Annotated in this window: 10 protein-coding genes; 5 read left to right on the plus strand and 5 right to left on the minus strand. The window is 69.6% G+C overall.

Going from position 1 to position 18,429, the window contains the following annotated elements; genetic code table 11:
* Positions 1-66: 66 nt before the first annotated feature.
* Genes AC3EO7_RS09145 through AC3EO7_RS09155 form a run of 3 tightly spaced genes read right to left on the minus strand, consistent with a single transcriptional unit; the run spans position 67 to position 8,470 of the window.
* Positions 67-3,537, minus strand: coding sequence for a hypothetical protein (locus AC3EO7_RS09145; RefSeq protein ID WP_435590965.1), 3,471 nt, complete (start codon positions 3,535-3,537; stop codon positions 67-69).
* A complete protein-coding gene (locus AC3EO7_RS09150; protein ID WP_435590966.1) occupies positions 3,534-5,627 on the minus strand; it encodes a WD40 repeat domain-containing protein in 2,094 nt (697 codons plus the stop codon). The genes AC3EO7_RS09145 and AC3EO7_RS09150 overlap by 4 nt, the downstream gene beginning before the upstream one ends.
* Positions 5,624-8,470 (minus strand): relaxase family protein, encoded by a 2,847-nt coding sequence (locus tag AC3EO7_RS09155; protein WP_435590967.1) that lies wholly within the window; start codon positions 8,468-8,470, stop codon positions 5,624-5,626. Before AC3EO7_RS09155 ends, AC3EO7_RS09150 begins: the two co-directional genes overlap by 4 nt.
* 288 nt (positions 8,471-8,758) lie before the next feature.
* On the opposite strand from AC3EO7_RS09155, the gene AC3EO7_RS09160 reads away from it, so the two are divergent.
* From AC3EO7_RS09160 to AC3EO7_RS09170, 3 genes are all read left to right on the plus strand, one after another.
* Positions 8,759-10,288 carry an alpha/beta hydrolase gene (locus AC3EO7_RS09160; protein ID WP_431963220.1) on the plus strand — a complete coding sequence of 510 codons (1,530 nt, stop codon included), beginning with the start codon at positions 8,759-8,761 and terminating at the stop codon, positions 10,286-10,288.
* Positions 10,289-10,423: 135 nt separating this feature from the next.
* A complete protein-coding gene (locus AC3EO7_RS09165; RefSeq protein ID WP_431963222.1) occupies positions 10,424-11,764 on the plus strand; it encodes a glutamine synthetase family protein in 1,341 nt (446 codons plus the stop codon).
* A gap of 36 nt (positions 11,765-11,800) precedes the next feature.
* A complete protein-coding gene (locus tag AC3EO7_RS09170) occupies positions 11,801-14,854 on the plus strand; it encodes a bifunctional [glutamine synthetase] adenylyltransferase/[glutamine synthetase]-adenylyl-L-tyrosine phosphorylase (RefSeq protein ID WP_431963224.1) in 3,054 nt (1,017 codons plus the stop codon).
* A 132-nt stretch (positions 14,855-14,986) separates the two neighbouring features.
* On the opposite strand, the gene AC3EO7_RS09175 is transcribed toward AC3EO7_RS09170, so the two are convergent.
* Positions 14,987-15,253: a hypothetical protein gene (locus AC3EO7_RS09175; protein WP_431963226.1), complete on the minus strand. Its 267-nt coding sequence runs from the start codon at positions 15,251-15,253 to the stop codon at positions 14,987-14,989.
* 123 nt (positions 15,254-15,376) lie between these two features.
* Between AC3EO7_RS09175 and AC3EO7_RS09180 the strand changes: the two genes are divergently transcribed.
* Positions 15,377-16,318 carry an endonuclease/exonuclease/phosphatase family protein gene (locus AC3EO7_RS09180; protein WP_435590968.1) on the plus strand — a complete coding sequence of 314 codons (942 nt, stop codon included), beginning with the start codon at positions 15,377-15,379 and terminating at the stop codon, positions 16,316-16,318.
* Positions 16,319-16,477: 159 nt separating this feature from the next.
* Positions 16,478-17,932, plus strand: a complete 1,455-nt coding sequence (locus AC3EO7_RS09185) for a neutral zinc metallopeptidase (protein ID WP_435590969.1) — start codon at positions 16,478-16,480, stop codon at positions 17,930-17,932.
* 21 nt (positions 17,933-17,953) lie between these two features.
* On the opposite strand, the gene AC3EO7_RS09190 is transcribed toward AC3EO7_RS09185, so the two are convergent.
* Positions 17,954-18,421, minus strand: a complete 468-nt coding sequence (locus AC3EO7_RS09190) for a 6,7-dimethyl-8-ribityllumazine synthase (RefSeq protein WP_431963232.1) — start codon at positions 18,419-18,421, stop codon at positions 17,954-17,956.
* Between the last annotated feature and the right edge of the window lie 8 nt (positions 18,422-18,429).

The following is an 18,429-nucleotide window of genomic DNA, read 5'->3' on the forward strand; positions in this document are numbered from 1 at the left end:
GCGGACCGGGAGGGGCATCGCCTATCCGACGCCCCTCCCCGGCCATTCGGTCTCCAGAGCACTCCGTCAGGCGTGCCATTCGGCGGGCAACACGATCGTGCCGACGAAGACGTTGCGTTGGGTGAGCTCGGGGGGCAGTTGCGGATCGCTTGGGCCGGAGAGGTTTTCGGTCTCCCGCAGCCGCAGGCGCAGGCGTCCCGTAGCCGCGACGGGCAGCGGTAGCGGCGGTATGGATCCGTCTTGGGCCCGCAGGACCGCATGCCCCGGCACGGGCCGCCAGGCAGGCAGCGCCGGTTCCAGGTTCGGGTCGTCGATGACGATGTCGACCTGTTCCGGCACCGCCGTGGCCGGGCAGGTCTCCAGGACGACCTCCAGGCGATTGAGCGGGGTGGGCGCGGTACCTGTCACCGCGATCTGCAGGTGCGATCCGTTTCGGTCGACGGTCACCCGGCGGTCGGGCAGCAGCGGGACACTTTCGGTGACGACCACAGGGGACAGGTGGAGCCCCTCGATGCTGTCGCGCTGATACCGCGCCACGGCCAGCCGGACGAACGGGTTGTAGGACTGACGGTTGCCAGGGACCGCGAGTTCCACATCGGCGAACCAGTGGTCTCCGCTCGGGGTGACCTGATACGGCACGACGGTGACTTGCTCGCCCAGTTCGGGCAGGTCCGCGAGGGCAGGCGGCGACGCCGAACGGAAGAACGACGACGGTGGGAACGGTTCGGTGGCCGGTGTCCCGAATACCGGGTCACGGCCCATGCGGCTGACCACGCCACGCAATGCGTCTGCCGGGCCTCCGGCGGGGGCGACGACGACAGCGAGCTGTTCACCCTCGCCCGTCTCGTACCACGGGCGGGCCAGCTCCACCCGCAGGCGCTGCCCCGACCTCGTCAGTTCGATCCGGTTCGCGCCGACCTGTTCCTGACGCCACCGGAACGCCGGAACCACGCCGAGCACCGTCGGCGCGGTCGGCCGCGCGGTGGACGGGATGTCGACCGGCGCCTGAGCGCGAGCGACCTCGAACGCGGACTCGGGTTCGCCGGCCTTGAAATACTGGCGGTACCGGCTGATCGCTTCGACCGTGTAGGTGACCGTGCGGTGTTTGGTGTCGCCGAACTCGTGCCGGAACCGCAACTGCGGTGCCGCGCCTGGCGGGATCGTCTGGCCGTGCACCCGAGCTACGGTGACCGGACGGGCACCCGGACCGGCCTGCGGCCCGACATCGGCGAATTCGGTCCACTCGGCCGCGATGTCGATCCGGCCCGTGCTGTCGGCGTCGAGCCCGGCAACCGGACCGGCCGACGCGAAGCTCGGTTCGAGCAGCGCGGTGGTGTCGTGGTGGTTCCGGATCACGGCCTCCGCCGGGAGATTCCACCGTGGTTCGAGCAGTGGACGTTTGACCGCGTGCACGACGAGGACGCGCCGCGGCGGCGTGACCACAGGGTTGCGGCCGCGTTTCGTGCTGTCGGGTGAGATCGCCGGTTCGCCCCCGGCGCCGCCCGCGAGAAAGTCGCTGATCGCCAGGTGGTTCGACAGCTCGCCGTCGAGCGTGGAGGTCAGCTCGATCGTCGCCTGCTTGCCCTTGGCCAGTGTCACTTTCAGTGTGTTGCCCGACCAGACCATCGTGATCGGCTTGACGCCGGGTTCCTCGTCGAGCCGAATCGTCTTCGGCGCGTGGTCCGGCCAGGACGACGACCAGCCGCTGACGTCGCTGATCGAGGTGGCCAGCCCGAGCTCGGTCTTCGCCACGAACGCGTGCACGCCGTCGGCCACCGGATCCGGGAGCCCCGCGCCGCTGCCGTCGGACTGCATGGCGCGCCGAGCGAGCGCGAAGGATTCCTCGTCCGTCAGGTCGGGGTTGTCGAGCATGCGGTGTTGTTCGATCAGCGGAAAGGGCACCGTCGGCGGGCGCAGGACGCGCGATTCGGTGGCCGGGTAATCGGGGTCCGCGTCATGGATCTGCGCCACCGTCCTGTTGTGGTCGCTGCGGATCACGAGACGATCGATGGCCGCGCCCACCGCGAAGCTCGCGGTGCCGTGCAGCGTTGGCGGTAGGACGGGGTCGTGGCGCAGGTAACTGACGCTCACACTCGCGACCGTGGGGTCCTGCAATTCTTCGCGCGTCAGCCCGCCGCCTGCCATGTCGGCGATGCGCACGCGCATCTGATAGAGGTCGGCGAACCGCAGGGCAGGCAGGCTGCCCTGCGGTGTCTTGAACTCCCATTCGAAGTGGAAGGGCATGGGCTGGGCGGGATTGCGGACCGGTCCGGGGCTGTCGCCGGCCAAGTTCGGATGAGAGACAGCCAGGCTCCAGCCGTCCCAGCGCAGCACGACCTCGTCGGCGCGGAGCTGTCCGTCTGCGCCCCGTACCGCCGCGAACGGTTTGACATGCCCTTCTTCCTGGCCGCTGACGATCGGGATGTCGTTGACGCTGTAGGCGGCATCGCGTCCGCACACCGAAAGCCACTCCGCGCCCTCGCGGCGGACATCCACCCGGTAGCCGAGGACGAGATCGTCGGCCGAGAACACCGCGTCGCCGATCGAGGCGGCGCCGCGGCGACCCGCCGCGCCGCGCCGCTCGGCGAATTCCGCGCTCCGGCCGGGCCGGATCAAGGCGATGCCCGACGACCGGAACGGCGGCACAGTGGCCTGTTTCGGCGGGTTCAGCGTGAAATCGTGTGCGGCTTGGCGTAATCCGTCGGCCGCGCCGTCGACGTCGAAGGTCGCGATCGCCCAGTGACCCGGATCGTCCGGGGCGGTGGGGTCGGTGAGCGACACGGAGCTCGACAGGTCGAGGACGCCCGCGCGGATCAACGAGGCGGAGCCCGGGTCCGGTGCGGGCCGGAAGACGGTCTCGGTGAGTTCGTACCGCGTCCACGGTGCGGTCACGAGGTTGCGCAGGAAGGGTGGGTCGACACAGCGGACCGACAGCAGCCCGCTGCCCGGTTCCAGGTCGGCGACGTCGATGTCCAGCTCGAACACCAAGCCGAGCTCGAGCAGCACGGCGGGGTGCTCGCGCAGAGTGGCGACCGTGCGGTGGAAGTCGGTGATCACCGGTGGCGGCGGTTCGGCGCCGTCCGAGGCAGGCGGCGCGGTGGCGTCCGCCCACGCGGCGACCTCGGTCTTGATCGCGGCCTGGGTTTCCTCGCGCGTCTTCTCGGCCCCGGTTCGGACGAGTGTCCGCGCGGTGGTCGCGGCATTCCTTCCGACCTGGAATGTCTCCGACATCTCGGGCGCCGGAACCGTCTTCTGCTGCCATTCGTTGGCGAAACCCGCCTCACCGCCGAAGAATTCGGCCCACAGCTCCGATCTCGCCCGCGGTACCAGACGAACGTCGTGCTGCGCGATCCGTTCACCCGCCGGCGTGCGGAGACGCAGCTGGAACTCGGCCACATCGTTGAGAGTCGACGGCCAATCCCCGAGTCCGAGATCGGTGAGGGGGCCCTCCGCCAGCCGCGGAACGACGAGCACGCGCAGCGACGCTCGTTCCCCGTGCCTGCCGTCGGGGACGGCCACCCACAGCAATTCGCTCATTCTTCCCTCATCTCGTAGACGCGGGCGACGTTGTCGGCGCAGGCCGTGGCGAGCACGCTGCGATCGATTCCGGATGCCAAGTGGCTCACGGCTTTCGGATGGATGAGCCGCTCGATTTCGCGACCGGTGCCAGGATCGACGATCGCGACGACCTGATGCTCGGTCGCGATGGCGAGTTGCCCGTCCGCCCCGAACGCGAGGTCGTTGACGACGGCGCGGGTGGCGAGGCGGTGCAGCAGCACCGGTTGTGCGCCGTCGATACGCCAGAGATGACAGTCGTTTCCGGTCCCTGCGGTGGCGAGCAGCGCGGCATCGGGCGACACCGCCGCGGCAGTGACCTTGCCGGGATGTTCGAGCCGGAACCGGCGTTGCCCGGAGACGGCGTCGATGACCAGCGCGCTGCCGTCGTCGCTGGCGGTGACCAGGGTTGTGCCCGCGACCGCAAGGGCGCGGATCTTCCCGTCGTGCTCGAACGGGCCGTGCAGTTCGTCGCCGGTCGAGCCGGAGAGGATGCGGACCTTGCGGTCGAGGCAGGCGGTCGCGAGCCAGGCCGCCGCGGGCCCGAGCACGACATGGCTGACGCCCTGAGGATGCTGATGCGTCCACAACGCCGTCTGATCGTCGGGGTTGGCGCCCGGTGTCCGGTCGAACAGTCGAGCGGTGCGGTCGGCACTCGCGGTCGCCACCCGCTTGCTGTCGTCGCTGAAGGCCACGGCGTTGACCGGTGCATTGTGTTTTCCGGTCCACCGGTCGCCGGTCAGCGTGTCGAAGTGCCTGCAGCGGCCGTCGCTGCTCGCGGTGACGACGCTGTGCCCGTCCGGACTGACCGCGACGTCGCCGATGGTTCCGGGATGGTCGCGCTCCAGCATCGCCTCGCCGGTCGCCGCCCGGAAGGCGATGAGGTTGTTGTCTGCCGCCGCGGCGACGATCCCCGCCGCCGCGGCGCTCGTCGCCACCGCGGAGACAGGCGCTCGACAGTCGTGTCGTGAGCGTGCCGGGAGGCCGAGTTCGTAGACGAGCAGGGAGGTTTCGCCGACAGCGGCGAGGCGGGCGCCGTCGGCGCTCAGTGCCAGGTCGACGCACTCCAGACCGGGATCGGACCAGAGGGTCGCACCCGTTCGAGTATCGACGACGCTGATGCCTGCGCCCGACATATCGGGCGGCGCAGGTGGAACCGGGATGTTGAGGACCAGCTGCTTGTCGTTCGCGCGGAATGCGGCCGCGATGTTGATGGCGGGCCTGGTTTTCGGGAACCGATGCAGGACGCTGCCGTCGATCACGGAGATCAGGACCAGCTCCTGCTGACTCAGCTGCAGAATCATGCCATGGCCGGGACTGAAGGAGATCGCGCCGATCCATTGGTCGGCGCTGAAGAGCTCCGGCGCGTCGACGACCGACCGAACGACGGCGGAGCCGTCGGGGCCGGGTTCGAGCTGGAAGACGAAGATCGTCGCCTCGGGAGCGGTGGCGAAGAGGACGGCATCGTCGTCGTCGGTGAAGACCGCGGCGGACGCGACGTTCTCGTGACTACCCTCGTTCCACCGCAGCGTGCCCGTCGATGCCTCGACGAGCGAGGGGTCTCCCGTGCACATCAGCCGTGAATCGGCGGTGAACCCAGGAACGGCCATCGAAGAGCCCTGTTTGTGCAGCAGCGTGCCGCTGTCTGCCTCGAGCACGAAACTGTGCGGTGCTCCACCCCTGTCGGACTCGCTGAGGCCGTCGACGCCGAGCAGCGTCGCGTCCGGGCTGAACGCGAGGAACCCGACCCCGGGGGCGTCCCAGAGTTTCTCGCCGTTCGAGACCCGTCGCAGCTGTATTCGAAAGTCGTTGTTCTGGTCGATCGCGCTCACCGCGAGCCGCTGTGCGTCCGGTGTGAACGTCAGGTCCAGGCAGTTTTTCAGATCCGCCGTGGTCCAGACGATCTCGCCGGAGTTGCCATCGACGATGCTGAGGCCGCCCTCGTTCGCGCCGAAGAGTCGCCACCCGGCGCTGACGGCGAGCCAACGACCGTCAGGGCTGAAGGCGACTCGTTCCGCGAAGTGCGGCAGGTCGACGTGCAGTGGGATGTGGAAGTACTCGGATTCGTTCATCGCTGGTGACTTTCGGTTGTGACGGCAGCGAGCGGCGGCTGCTCGCGCCGCACGCCCGCGAAGGCGGATCGGTATTCGCGCCATTGCGCGAGGGCGGTGTCGGTGTCGCGAGCCATGAGGCGGCGACCAGGCGCTCCGGCGAGCACCCACTCGCCGCTGTCGAGTTCCACGCTGTCGGACCAGAGCGTCAGATCGATCTCGATCACCAGTGTCGCCCGTCCGACCAGCGCGTTGCGTTCGGACTGATAACTCAGCGAAAGGCACAGCTCGATCGACACGCTGATCAGACCGAGCACGTCGACACAACCGCCGATGCGCAGGTATCCCGTCAGTGCCACGGCGCCGCTGGGCTCCAGCGTGTATCGCACGCCGCCCAGCGCGTGCACCTCGCCCGACGCGACGACGAAGTCGACGGCCACGAAGGCGCCGAATTCGAGCGACGCCTCGAGGCGTTTCAATCCGTCCCGGTCGAGTTGGATCTCGAGATAGCCACCGCCGCCGAACATCAGCACGCTGAGCTGGAAGGGATTGGCGCGGCTCGCGAAACCGAGCGCGACGCCGACCGGGTCACCGTTGAAGGGGATGTCGATGCCCGCGGTGAGAGCGATGTTGCGCATGACGAACGCGCCCGCGGCCACCGGCGGCAGCGGTAGCGAGTACCGCACCGCGACACCACGCGGGGACACGTCGAGCAGTTTGCCCGCCGAGCCGAGGTCGATCACGTCGCGCAACTTGTCCAGCAACTTCAGCTCGCCGAGGAACTCGGCGTCGATGCCGTCGACGGCGACGTCGGGCGCACCGCCGTCGCGCTGCGCGAAGGTCAGAGTCGCAAACGTCAGGCGCAGCACACGTTTCGGTCCCGGCGGCAACTCGAGCGTGAAATCTTTGACACTGCATACGGTTTCGTTGCGCTCGGCGCTCGCCGTGACGGAAAGGTCGAGTCGCGTGCTCGGTCGGGCGACGAAGGAACCCGCCGAGCGCAGCGTGATACCGCGCCACTGCATCCGGATCTCCGGCGGCGAACCCGCCTTCGGGATCGCGGTGATCTCCGGCGGTACCCGTAACTGGGTCAACAGCGATTTCAAGGGGAACCCGAGCAGCGCGGCCTGGTCGGAGGGAAACAGCGCCGCCGGATCGATCAAGCCGGTCGCCGGATGCGGCATGGCCTGGAGGTTGACCGGTCCCAACGTCCGCGAGATCGCGTTGGTGACGTACTTGGGGGCGACCAGCCCGCCCGACCTGTCGGCGCTCTTGGCGAAATCGATCTCCCTGCCCTGGTCCGGCAACATCTCCAGCAGGACGTCCTCGGATCCGTTGCGCAGGTACTTCTCGGTGAATCGCACCGACGAGAGCTGTGCGTCGCCGCGCAGTACCCGCAGCGCGGGCAGCGCGATCTCCAACTGGGTGAGCGCCGGTCGGTATCCGCCGGTGAGATCGGCCTGCTGCGCGATGCCCGCGATGGTCACGCCGTGTACCTCGTGGACATCGCCGGGTCCGCGGGCGCGGGCGCCGACCAGGTCGACCGGTGTGGGCGCGAACCGGACCTGCGCGGTGCCATAGTCGGCGGCAAGCCGCTGAGCGAGTCCGGGATCGGTGAGCGAGGTCGACGTCGGGTTCATCGCGATCCGTGCCACGAAAAGCAGCGGCATGGTGAAGGTCGCGTTCGCGCCGCCGGTGGCGCACCGGATCGGAAACAAGACGGGTGCACCGGCGCTGGTCGTCGGACGGAAATGCGTGGCCTGCGTGCCGATTCCGGGCAGTGCGGTCATGCGCCACGCCGCGCCGGGAACGGTTGAATGGGGAGAGGCGATATCGGTGAAGGTCGTCTGGGTGATCTCGACCTCGCCGAGCGGGAATCGGCGGCGCATCGCCTCGGCGGCGGGCTCGCGCCGTATCGGCTCGACGATGGTGAGGATGCCGATTCGCCGGAGCACCGCGGCGCCGCCTGCCGTGGGGTGCGCGTCGAACGCGCGCGTCACCACCTCCAGGTATTCGGCCTCGTGGCCCAGCGGATACACGACACCTTCGAATCGGGCGCGAACCTTCATGTCGCGGCCGAGCGCCGTCTGCTGCTCCCATTCGAAGCCGGGCCACGCGCCGGCCGCGTACAGCGTCCCGCCGAAGGAACTGAGTTCGAGGCGAGTGGCGGTCGCCGGCCGGCTGTTCGTCTCCAAGGCGAGCCGGGTGCGCGCCGATCGAGGTAGCGCGAGCGTGTTGTTCGGCGCTTGCGGACCGAAGGCGGGATCCGCCGTATCGGCGAGCGCGGGATCGGCGACCCGCAGTGCGAGCCGCGCATCCGGCGCCGCACTCGTCGGCGACAGCGTGGCGTCGACCAGCCGGGTGCGCCACAGTCCGCTGACCTCTCCGTCCGAGACGGGCGCGCTCGGATGGCGGCACACCACAGCGCTGCCCGGCGTGTGTGTCGCGGGCGCGAGCAGTACCCGCCACGGCAACTCGATCGCGGTGTCGTTCGCCCCGGGGACACCGGAGGACACCACCAGCGGAACATTGCCGACGGCATCCAGAATGCCGCTCGCCGTCAAGGCGATCCGTCTGCCCTGGGGGACCTCGATCACGATACGGCTGGATCCGGAAAGGACCGCGCGCCAGCCGGGGACCGTCGTCCCCGCGGTTCCGGCCGGAAGCGACAGCGGCGCCGCCGAGGCAGGCGGCGAGCACTCCTCGCCCACGTGCTGCGGCGGAAACAACAGGCTCAGCCGCGCCTGGTTGCCTGCCGTCAGGACAGGTACGCCTGCCGGGCCCGCGCGGTCCGTCGTGAATCCAGACCAGCGGACACCGATCAGTAGATGGTCCGCGGGGCGAATCAGCAGTACCGACCCCATGGCGACGAACTCCCTTCGCCGCGCCTTGCCGACAGTGGCGCACGGCACCGGATTTCGATTACAAGCCTTGCCATTCTCTCGGCGAACGCAGCCGTGGGGACGCGTAGTGGACTACTCGAATCGAGGCGGCGGCGTCTCGAACGCCTGTGGGTTGCTCGATGTCGGCCACCCTGCTCATGGCTCCCTGGCCCGAAGTCGCGGCGTCGGATGCGCCGGTGAACGGGATTGCGGGCCCGCCTGTGCGGCATGGTCGCGGGGGCCGCGGGCACTCCCTGGCAGGATCGAGGCATGGAATGGCGTGGGCGTGGTGTGCTGGTAGCGGCGGTGCTGGCCATGGTTGCGGCCGGGTGCACCGTCGAGCGGGCGGAGCCGAAGGCACCGATGCCTGCGCCGGAGCAGGGGTTGGAGCGGTTCTACGAGCAGACGCCGGCGTGGGGGGAGTGCGCGGGGTTCGGGGATCCGAACGACCGGTTCCCGCCGAACGCGCAGTGCGCGAAGATCACGGTGCCGATCGATTACGCGAACCCCGACGGGCCGACAGCGCAGATCGCGTTGAGCAGGATCCCCGCCTCGGGGGCGAAGATCGGGTCGCTGCTGTTGAACCCGGGCGGGCCGGGGGTGTCGGGGCTGTCGATGTCGGGGATCGCCAATCGCACGCCGCTGTCGGAGCGCTTCGATCGGGTCGGGTTCGATCCGCGCGGTGTCGGCGCGTCGACGCCGTCGATCGCGTGCCTGACCCCGCAGGAGAACGACGCGGAGCGCGCCGAGCGCCCGGAGGAGAACACTCCCGAGGGGATCGCGGCCGCACAGGCCGAGAACAAGGAGTACGCCGACAAGTGCGTCGAGCGCAGCGGTGACGAACTGCTCGCGCACGTCGGCACCCGCGAGGTGGTGCGGGACATGGACGTGATCAGGGCGGTGCTCGGCGACCCGAAACTGACCTACCTCGGCTACTCGTACGGCACCAAGCTCGGCTCGCTGTACGCGGAGCAGTACCCGGACCGGGTGCGGGCGCTCGTGCTGGACGGCGCGGTCGATTCCTCGAAGGATCCGGTGCAGGAGTCGCTGCGCCAGGCGGCGGGTTTCCAGACCGCGTTCGACGCCTACGCCCGGCAGTGTGCCGAGGAACCGGACTGCCCGCTCGGCACCGATCCGGCCAAGGCCGTCGCGCGTTTCCGCGACCTGGTGAACCCGCTGTGGGACACGCCTGCCGCGACCACCGACCCGCGCGGCCTCAGCTACAGCGACGCCATGACCGGCGTCACCCAGACGCTCTACTCCGACGACCTGTGGCAGGTGCTCACCCTCGGCCTGGACGAACTGCGCGACGGCCGCGGCGACACCCTCCTGCAATTGGCCGACATGTACGACGGCCGCCGCGACGACGGCACCTACAACAACACCCAGGACGCCTTCAACGCCATCCGCTGCGTCGACGACCCTCGGGTCACCGATCCCGCGGTGGCGGGACGCCAGGACGCCGAGTACCGCAAGGCCGCGCCGTTCCTGGACGACGGCCGCGGCACCGGCCAGGCCCCGCTGGAGGTGTGCGCGAGCTGGCCGGTGCCGAACAGCGGCAACCCGCACCGGATCTCCGTGAACGGTCTGACGAAGGTCGTGGTGGTGTCCACGACCGACGATCCGGCGACGCCGTATCAGGCGGGCGTCGACCTGGCCGCCCAGCTGGACGCCGCGCTGATCACTTTCAACGGCAACCGCCACACCGCCGCGCTGGTGGCGGGCGATCAGTGCCTGGACGACGCGGTGACCGCCTATCTGGTCGATCTGGAGGCCCCCGAGCCGGGATTGACCTGCTGACGGCTCGCCGAAAGTGCTCACCGTCACACCGCCGCGGCGGTGAGCTTCGTCCCGAATAGTCCCTCGCGCACCCGAAACGCAATCCCGAGCACGGATGTAACACGGATTTAACGCCGGATGCTTACGCTCGCGGACATGGATCGCCAGAAGGAATTCGTGCTGCGGACGCTCGAAGAGCGGGACATTCGCTTCGTGCGGCTCTGGTTCACCGACGTCTTGGGCTACCTGAAGTCCGTCGCCATCGCCCCCGCCGAGCTCGAGGGCGCCTTCGAAGAGGGCATCGGCTTCGACGGCTCGGCCATCGAGGGCTTCGCCCGGGTGTCGGAGGCCGATATGGTCGCCCGTCCCGATCCTTCCACTTTCCAGGTGCTGCCCTGGGCCACCAGCAAGGGGCATCAGCACTCCGCGCGCATGTTCTGCGACATCACCATGCCCGACGGTTCGCCGTCCTGGGCCGACCCGCGCCACGTGCTGCGGCGGCAGCTGAACAAGGCGGGCGATGTCGGGTTCAGCTGCTACGTGCACCCGGAGATCGAGTTCTTCCTGCTGAAGAACGGCCCGCAGGACGGCACCCCGCCGCACCCGGCCGACACCGGCGGCTTCTTCGACCAGGCGGTACACGACTCGGCCCCGAACTTCCGGCGCCACGCGATCGACGCGCTCGAGTCGATGGGCATCTCGGTGGAGTTCAGCCACCACGAGGGCGCGCCCGGCCAGCAGGAGATCGACCTGCGCTACGCCGACGCGCTGTCCATGGCCGACAACGTGATGACCTTCCGCTACCTGATCAAGGAAGTGGCCATCGACGAGGGCGTGCGCGCCACCTTCATGCCCAAGCCGTTCGCCCAGTACCCCGGCTCGGCGATGCACACGCACATGAGCCTGTTCGAGGGCGAGAACAACGCGTTCGCCGACCCCGACGACCCGATCAACCTCTCCGAGACCGCCCGCGCGTTCATCGCGGGCATCCTGGAGCACGCGCCGGAGATCAGCGCGATCACCAACCAGTGGGTGAACTCCTACAAGCGGCTCATCCACGGCGGCGAGGCCCCGACCGCGGCGTCGTGGGGCCGGTCCAACCGCTCCGCGCTGGTGCGCGTGCCGATGTACACGCCGAACAAGGCGTCCTCGCGTCGCGTCGAGATCCGCAGCCCAGATTCCGCCTGCAACCCCTACCTGGCGTTCGCGGTGCTGCTCGCGGCCGGCATGCGCGGCATCGAGAAGGGCTACACGCTGCCGCCGGAGGCCGAGGACGACGTGTGGTCGCTGACCTCCGCCGAGCGGCGCGCGATGGGCTTCCGCGAGCTGCCAGGCACGCTCGACGAGGCGTTGCAGGCGATGGAGCGCTCGGAGCTGGTCGCCGAGACCCTCGGTGAGCACGTCTTCGACTTCTTCTTGCGCAACAAGCGCCGGGAGTGGGCCGACTACCGCAGCCAGGTGACTCCGTTCGAGCTCAAGGAGTACCTCGGACTGTGACCTGGGCGCGCGAGCCGGGCATGTAGTTTTAAGACTATGGTCCGGCCACCGTCTGCGCGCTCCGCTGTCCCCGGTGTCGGTCGGCTCGGATTGCTCGAGCCGACGGCCGCAGCTTCGCTGCGCGAATTGGGCTGGGACAACGTCGAAAGCATTCCGGTCCTCTGGGCGCTGTCCAGGGCGCCCGACGCCGACCTGGCGCTGAGCACCCTGATGCGCCTTCGCGAGGGACTCGGAAGCGACTGGGCCGCAGTGGATTCCGCGCTGCGCACCGACAAGTCCTTGCGCGGCAGGCTTTTCGCGCTGGTCGGCTCGTCGAGCGCCTTCGGCGACCACCTGGTGGCCGAGCCCGCTTCGTGGCAGCTGCTGCGCCGCGCCGAGCTGCCGACGCGCGAGGACGTGCTCGCCGACCTGCTCGACGTCGTCGACGCGGTGCCGGAAGAGGGGTCGCACACATCGAACGCAGCGACGCATCGCGACTCGATGGGCCGGGGGACAGGCGGGCTGCTGTTCCGCGCCGGCATCGCGGGGCCCGAAGCGGTGCCGCTGCTGCGCAGGCGCTATCGCGACCAGCTGATGGTGCTCGCCGCGCTGGATCTGGCGGCCACCGTCGAGAACGAGCCGGTGCTGCCGTACCAGGTGGTCGGCATGCATCTCACCGATCTGGCCGACGCCGCGCTCACCGCGGCGCTCGCGGTCGCGGTCGCGCGGGTCTGCAAGGACGGCCAGGTCCCCGTCCGGCTCGCGGTGATCGCGATGGGCAAAAGCGGTGCGTGCGAACTGAATTACGTCAGCGACGTGGACGTCGTGTTCGTCGCCGAACCGGCCGACGCGATCGCGACCCGGCTGGCGGCCGAGACGATGAGCGTCGGCAGCCTGGCCTTCTTCGAAGTCGACGCGGCGCTGCGCCCGGAGGGCAAACAGGGAGCCCTGGTGCGCACCCTGGAGTCGCACCTCGCCTACTACAAGCGGTGGGCGCGCACCTGGGAGTTCCAGGCGCTGCTGAAGAACCGTCCGATGACGGGCGATCTCGAACTCGGGCGCCAGTACCGCGACGCGGTGATGCCGATGGTCTGGACCGCCTCGGAGCGCCCCGATTTCGTCGCCGACGTGCAGGCGATGCGCCGTCGCGTGGAAGACCTGGTGCCCGCCGACCTGCGCGAACGCGAACTGAAACTCGGCCACGGCAGCCTGCGCGATGTCGAATTCGCCGTGCAGCTCCTGCAATTGGTGCACGGCAGGGTGGACGAGTCGCTGCACGTGCAGGGCACCGTCGAGGCGTTGACGGCGCTCGCCACGGGCGGTTACGTCGGCAGGGACGACGCCGCGAATCTCACCGCCTCCTACGAATTCCTGCGGCTGCTCGAACATCGGTTGCAGCTGCAACGGCTCAAGCGCACCCACACGCTGCCCGCCACCGACGACGAGGAGGGCATGCGCTGGCTGGCCCGCGCCGCCCACATCCGTCCCGACGGCAGGCAGGACGCGGTCGGCGTGCTCGGCTCCGAGATCCGCCGGAACGCGGTGCGGGTGCGGCGATTGCACGCGAAGCTGTTCTACCGGCCGCTGCTGGACGCGGTGGCCCGGATGGACTCCGACGCGCTGCGGCTGAGCCCGGACGCCGCCGTCCGGCAGCTGGCCGCCCTCGGCTACGCGGCGCCGGAGAACGCCCTCGGCCACCTCAAGGCGCTCACCGGCGGGGTCTCTCGCAAGGGTCGCATCCAGGCGCTGCTGCTGCCCACCCTGCTCGAATGGCTCGGTGACACACCGAATCCCGACGCGGGCCTGCTCGCCTACCGCCGGGTGTCGGAGGGACTGGACGACCAGATCTGGTTCCTGCGCGAGCTGCGCGACGAGGGCGCGATCGCGCAGCGGTTGATGATCGTGCTCGGCTCCTCGGAATACCTGCCCGATCTTCTGATCAACGCGCCGGAAACGATCCGCATGTACGCCGACGGTCCCGGCGGCTCGCTGCTGCTCGTCCCGCAACCCGAGGACGTCGCGCGCGGCATCCTCATGGCATCGGCCCGCTACGAGGACCCGAAACGCGCTGTGGCGGCGGCCCGTTCGCTACGCAGGCACGAACTCGCCAGGGTGGCCTCGGCCGACCTGCTCGGCATGCTCGAGGTGCCAGAGGTGTGCCGGGCGCTGTCGTCGGTGTGGGTGGCGGTGCTGGAGGCCGCGCTCTCGGCGGTGATCCGGGCGACCGAAGCGGAGACGGGAGCGTCCGCGCCCGCCGACTTCGCGGTGATCGGCATGGGCAGGCTCGGCGGGATGGAGCTCGGCTACGGCTCCGACGCCGATGTGCTGTTCGTCTGCGATCCGCGCCCCGGCGAGGACGAGACCAAGGCCGTGAAATGGGCCATCGGCGTCGCCGAGAAGGTGCAGCGGATGCTCGGCGCGCCGAGCACCGATCCGCCGCTGCACGTCGACGCGGGCTTGCGGCCGGAGGGACGCAACGGCGCGCTGGTGCGCACCCTCGCGGCCTACCGCGCCTACTACGAACAGTGGGCGCAGCCGTGGGAGGTGCAGGCACTGCTGCGCGCGCACCAGATCGCGGGCGATCAGGGGCTCGGGCTGCGCTTCCTGCACGTCATCGACAAGGTGCGCTACCCGGTGGGCGGTGTCTCGGCGGAGGCGGTGCGCGAGATCCGCCGCATCAAGGCCAGGGTGGACGCCGAACGCCTGCCCCGCGGCGCGAACCCCGCGACGCACACCAAGCTCGGCCGCGGCGGCCTGGCCGACGTCGAATGGACCGTGCAGCTCATGCAGCTGCGCCACGCTCACGAGGTGCCCGCGCTGCACAACACCTCCACCCTGGAATCGCTCGACGTCATCGAGGAGACGAAACTCCTGGACGCCGAGGACGTCGCGCTGCTGCGCGACGCCTGGCTCACCGCGACCAAGGCGCGCAACGCCTTGGTCCTGGTGCGCGGCAAGGCCACCGACCAGCTGCCCGGCCCCGGCCGCCTGCTCTCGGCGGTCGCGCGGGTGGCGGGGTGGCGCAACGACGACGGCAGCGAATTCCTCGACAACTACATGCGCATCACGCGGCGCGCGAAAGCGGTGGTGGAGCGCGTCTTCGGGGCGTGAAGCAGGCATGCCGCGCTGGAGAGCGGGCAGGGTCCCGCGATCACGGCGCGGTGAGCGCGGCGGCCAGTGGGAGGCATTCCACGATGCGTGCGTCGACGCCGCGCCGGGAGATTCGTTCCGCGCGATGCGGCCTCAGCGGCGATGCAGTCTGTCGACGAACGCGCGCAACGCGAGCCGATCCTCCTCGGGTCCGCGACGGCCGCCTGTCACCGTCACCGTCACGGGGCTGCCCGCTGTCATCGGCAGCACGTCCCACGCCACCGGCAAGACCAGCGCGTGCACGTCGCGTCCGCCGCAGCTGACGGTGACGCGTGAGGTGTAGCGGCCCGCGAGCATCGCGAGTTCCTCAGCGTCGTCGGCCGATAGCGGTCCAGCGGCCGTGAACTCTTCGATATACATCGTGGATACCCTCGTGTCCGCGCGGCATCGGCGCCGCTCTCGCCAGTGTAGGAATTGTGCGGATCCTGTGGCGTTATGGATCGCACAAGTTTTCCGCAGGCGAAGCCGCCTAGGGTCGATCGCATGCGTGTATGGGTGAACCGGGTGCTGCTCGCTCTGGGGTGGTGCGCTCTGGCCGTCGGAATCGTGGGCGTCGTGCTGTATTTCAGCACGTGGCAGCGGCGGTTGCCGGTGCTCGTCGCCTCTGCGGCCTCGTATCTGATGCTCGGCGCGGTGGTGGGGCTGCTGCTGTTCGTCGTCGCCAGGGGATGGCGCAGCGCGGCGGCCGCGGGCGTCGTCGCGGTCGCGGTGCTGTGGACGCAGCTGCCGTTGTTCGTGCCGGACGGGCGGGCGGCGAGCGGCCCGGAGATCCGGGTGCTCCAGTCGAATCTGCTGTTCGGCGGCGCCGACCTGCCCGTGGTGGTGCGCGAGGTCCGCGAGCGTCGGGTGGACGTGCTCACGCTCGAGGAGCTGACACCCGAGTCGGCCGCGCGGCTGACCACCGAACTGGCCGGCGAGCTCCCGTACCACTACCTGGAACCGGGGAGCTGGGGATCGGGGAGCGGCATCTTCAGCCGATACCCGTTGCGCGACACCAGGAAATACGACGGCTTCGTGATGGCCAATCTCTCGGCCACGATGGAGCACCCGCAGCGCGGGCCGGTCGCGGTCTACGCCTTCCACCCGATGCCGCCGCCGCTGGATTTCGCGGCGTGGAGCGCGGAGATGCGGCATATCCGCGAAATCCTGGACGCGCAAACCGGTCCGGCGCTCGTCGGCGCGGATTTCAATGCGACACGCGATCATTCGGCCTTCCGTGATCTGGTGCGTGACCGATTCGACTCGGCCGCCGATCTGGCCGGAGCGGGCCCACTGCCCACCTATCCGACCGACCGGCCGTGGGGACCGGTGATCGGCATCGACCACATCCTGATCGCAGGCGGCACCGCCGAAGAGATGGAGAGCCTGTCCATCCCGGGCTCGGACCACCGCGCGGTGTTCGCCGTGCTGAGGTTCGACGCCTGACCGGCAGAGCGGTGCGCTCGGCCCAGGAACCCAGGGCGCGCAACGCGATACGCGCGCACGGATGCCAGCGATTACCATGTGAACGCTCGACCGGCGGTGTGGGTAGACCACCGTCCGGCGGCGCGGGCGAGTGCCCGCAGGACCGGGGAGGAAGACCTGATGAGGACCAAACGGCTGCGGTTCGCCGCGATCGCTGTGCTGACGGCGGTCGGCGCGACGCTCGCCGGCTGCGGCAGTTCGCAGACCACGACGAGCTCGGAGGGCGTCACCGCCGTCGATCCGAACAACCCGTGGATGGCGGCGGGCGCGGCGACAAGCACCGGCCCGAGCGGCCCGCGCCCCGGCGTGCCGGACGCGCCGCTGACGGCGGAGAACGGCGACGGCGGACGGGTCGACCGGCTCGCCCTCAACGCCATCGGCGACATCGAGGAGTTCTGGAAGGCCGAGTACGCCAAGACTTTTCCCGGCGCCTTCAAGCCGGTGGACAAATACATCTCCTGGGACGCGCGCGCCCCCAAGGAGCAGTCGGTGAAGTTCTGCAAGGCCGACACCTACAAGCTGGTCAACGCGGCCTACTGCGGGCTCGACCACACCATCGGCTGGGACCGCAGGGTGCTGCTGCCGCTGCTGGAGGACAAGTACGGTCCGATGTCGGTGGTGATGGTGCTCGCGCACGAGTACGGGCACGCCATCCAGGGGCAGGCCAAGATCGCCGGGCTGTTCACCGGCGCGCTGGTCAAGGAGCAGCAGGCCGACTGCCTGGCGGGCGTGTTCCTGCGGCATGTCGCCGAGGGCGACGCGCCGCACTTCACCATGAACATGACCGACGGACTGGACGGCGTGCTCGGCGCCACCATCGCGGTGCGCGACACCGATCCCAGCGACCCCGACAACGTGCACGGCTCGGCCTTCGAGCGGGTGACCGCCGTGCAGCTCGGCTACACCGAGGGCGCCGAAGCCTGCAAGAGGATCGACAAGAAGGAGATCAAGCAGCGTCGCGGCGACCTGCCGGTGACCTTCGAGGTGGACGACGAGGAGAACCAGCAGCTTCCGGTGGACCAGGCCTCGCTGACCAGCGTGAGCCAGGCGCTGGCCAAGAACTTCCCGCTCACCGCCGCACCGAAGTTCGACTACTCCGGCGTGGTGCGCAACTGCTCGAAGGTCACCGCCACCGAACCGGTCTCGTACTGCCCGAGCACGAACACGATCGGCACCGACGTACCGAAACTGGCCGAGCGCGGTGGTCCGCTCGACGGCGACGCCGAGCCGCTGTCCGCGGTCGTGCAGGGTGACTACAACGCCTTCGTCGTGTTCGTCTCCCGCTACATGCTCGCCGTCCAGCAGGAGCGCAAACTCTCGCTGACCGGTGCGGCGACCGCGGGCCTGCGCACCGCCTGCCTCAGCGGCGCCTTCACCACCAAGCTGAGCGAGCCGACAAGCGACCCGCGCCTGTCGGCGAACGACCTCGACGAGGCTGTCTCCGGACTGCTCGCCGACGGGCTGGCCGCCGCCGACGTGGACGGCAAGGTCGTGAAGAGCGGCTACCAGCGGCTCGAGGCGTTCCGCACCGGTGTGCTCGACGGCGAGCAGGCCTGCATGACCAAGTTCCGGTGAGCGGGTCCGCCGCGGCCGGAGTTATTCGGCCGCGGCGGGCAGCGCGCGCAGCGAGCTGAGCGTGGTCGCCAGCGCGCGGGCGGCCTCGGCGCCCTTGGTCACGAAATGCCCGGTGAAGTAGTCGACGTGCTCGCTGTGCTCGTGGAAGTGGTGCGGGGTGAGCACGACGGAGAAGACCGGCACGTCGGTGTCCAGCTGCACGCGCATCAGCCCGTCGATCACGGCCGAGGCGACGAAATCGTGCCGGTAGATGCCGCCGTCGACCACCAGCGCGGCCGCCACGATCGCCGAGTACCTGCCGGTCTGGGCGAGCCGCTTGGCGTGCAGCGGAATCTCGAACGCGCCGGGCACTTCGAAGACGTCGATGGTGGCCGGGTCGAAGCCCAGGTCGGTGTATTCCGCGGTGAAGCCCTCCAGGGCCTTGCCGACGATCGAGCTGTGCCAGGTGGCGCGGACGAACGCGACGGATCTGGTCGGTGTGGTTCCCATGACCGGAT

The sequence above is a fragment of the Nocardia sp. bgisy118 genome, assembly GCF_057708605.1.

Bases quoted from the DNA above. Each gene is read 5' to 3' on its own strand.
- AC3EO7_RS09145 (WP_435590965.1), bottom strand. From the start codon at position 3,537: ATGAGCGAATTGCTGTGGGTGGCCGTCCCCGACGGCAGGCACGGGGAA.
- AC3EO7_RS09150 (WP_435590966.1), bottom strand. From the start codon at position 5,627: ATGAACGAATCCGAGTACTTCCACATCCCACTGCACGTCGACCTGCCG.
- AC3EO7_RS09155 (WP_435590967.1), bottom strand. From the start codon at position 8,470: ATGGGGTCGGTACTGCTGATTCGCCCCGCGGACCATCTACTGATCGGT.
- AC3EO7_RS09160 (WP_431963220.1), top strand. From the start codon at position 8,759: ATGGAATGGCGTGGGCGTGGTGTGCTGGTAGCGGCGGTGCTGGCCATG.
- AC3EO7_RS09165 (WP_431963222.1), top strand. From the start codon at position 10,424: ATGGATCGCCAGAAGGAATTCGTGCTGCGGACGCTCGAAGAGCGGGAC.
- AC3EO7_RS09170 (WP_431963224.1), top strand. From the start codon at position 11,801: ATGGTCCGGCCACCGTCTGCGCGCTCCGCTGTCCCCGGTGTCGGTCGG.
- AC3EO7_RS09175 (WP_431963226.1), bottom strand. From the start codon at position 15,253: ATGTATATCGAAGAGTTCACGGCCGCTGGACCGCTATCGGCCGACGAC.
- AC3EO7_RS09180 (WP_435590968.1), top strand. From the start codon at position 15,377: ATGCGTGTATGGGTGAACCGGGTGCTGCTCGCTCTGGGGTGGTGCGCT.
- AC3EO7_RS09185 (WP_435590969.1), top strand. From the start codon at position 16,478: ATGAGGACCAAACGGCTGCGGTTCGCCGCGATCGCTGTGCTGACGGCG.
- AC3EO7_RS09190 (WP_431963232.1), bottom strand. From the start codon at position 18,421: ATGGGAACCACACCGACCAGATCCGTCGCGTTCGTCCGCGCCACCTGG.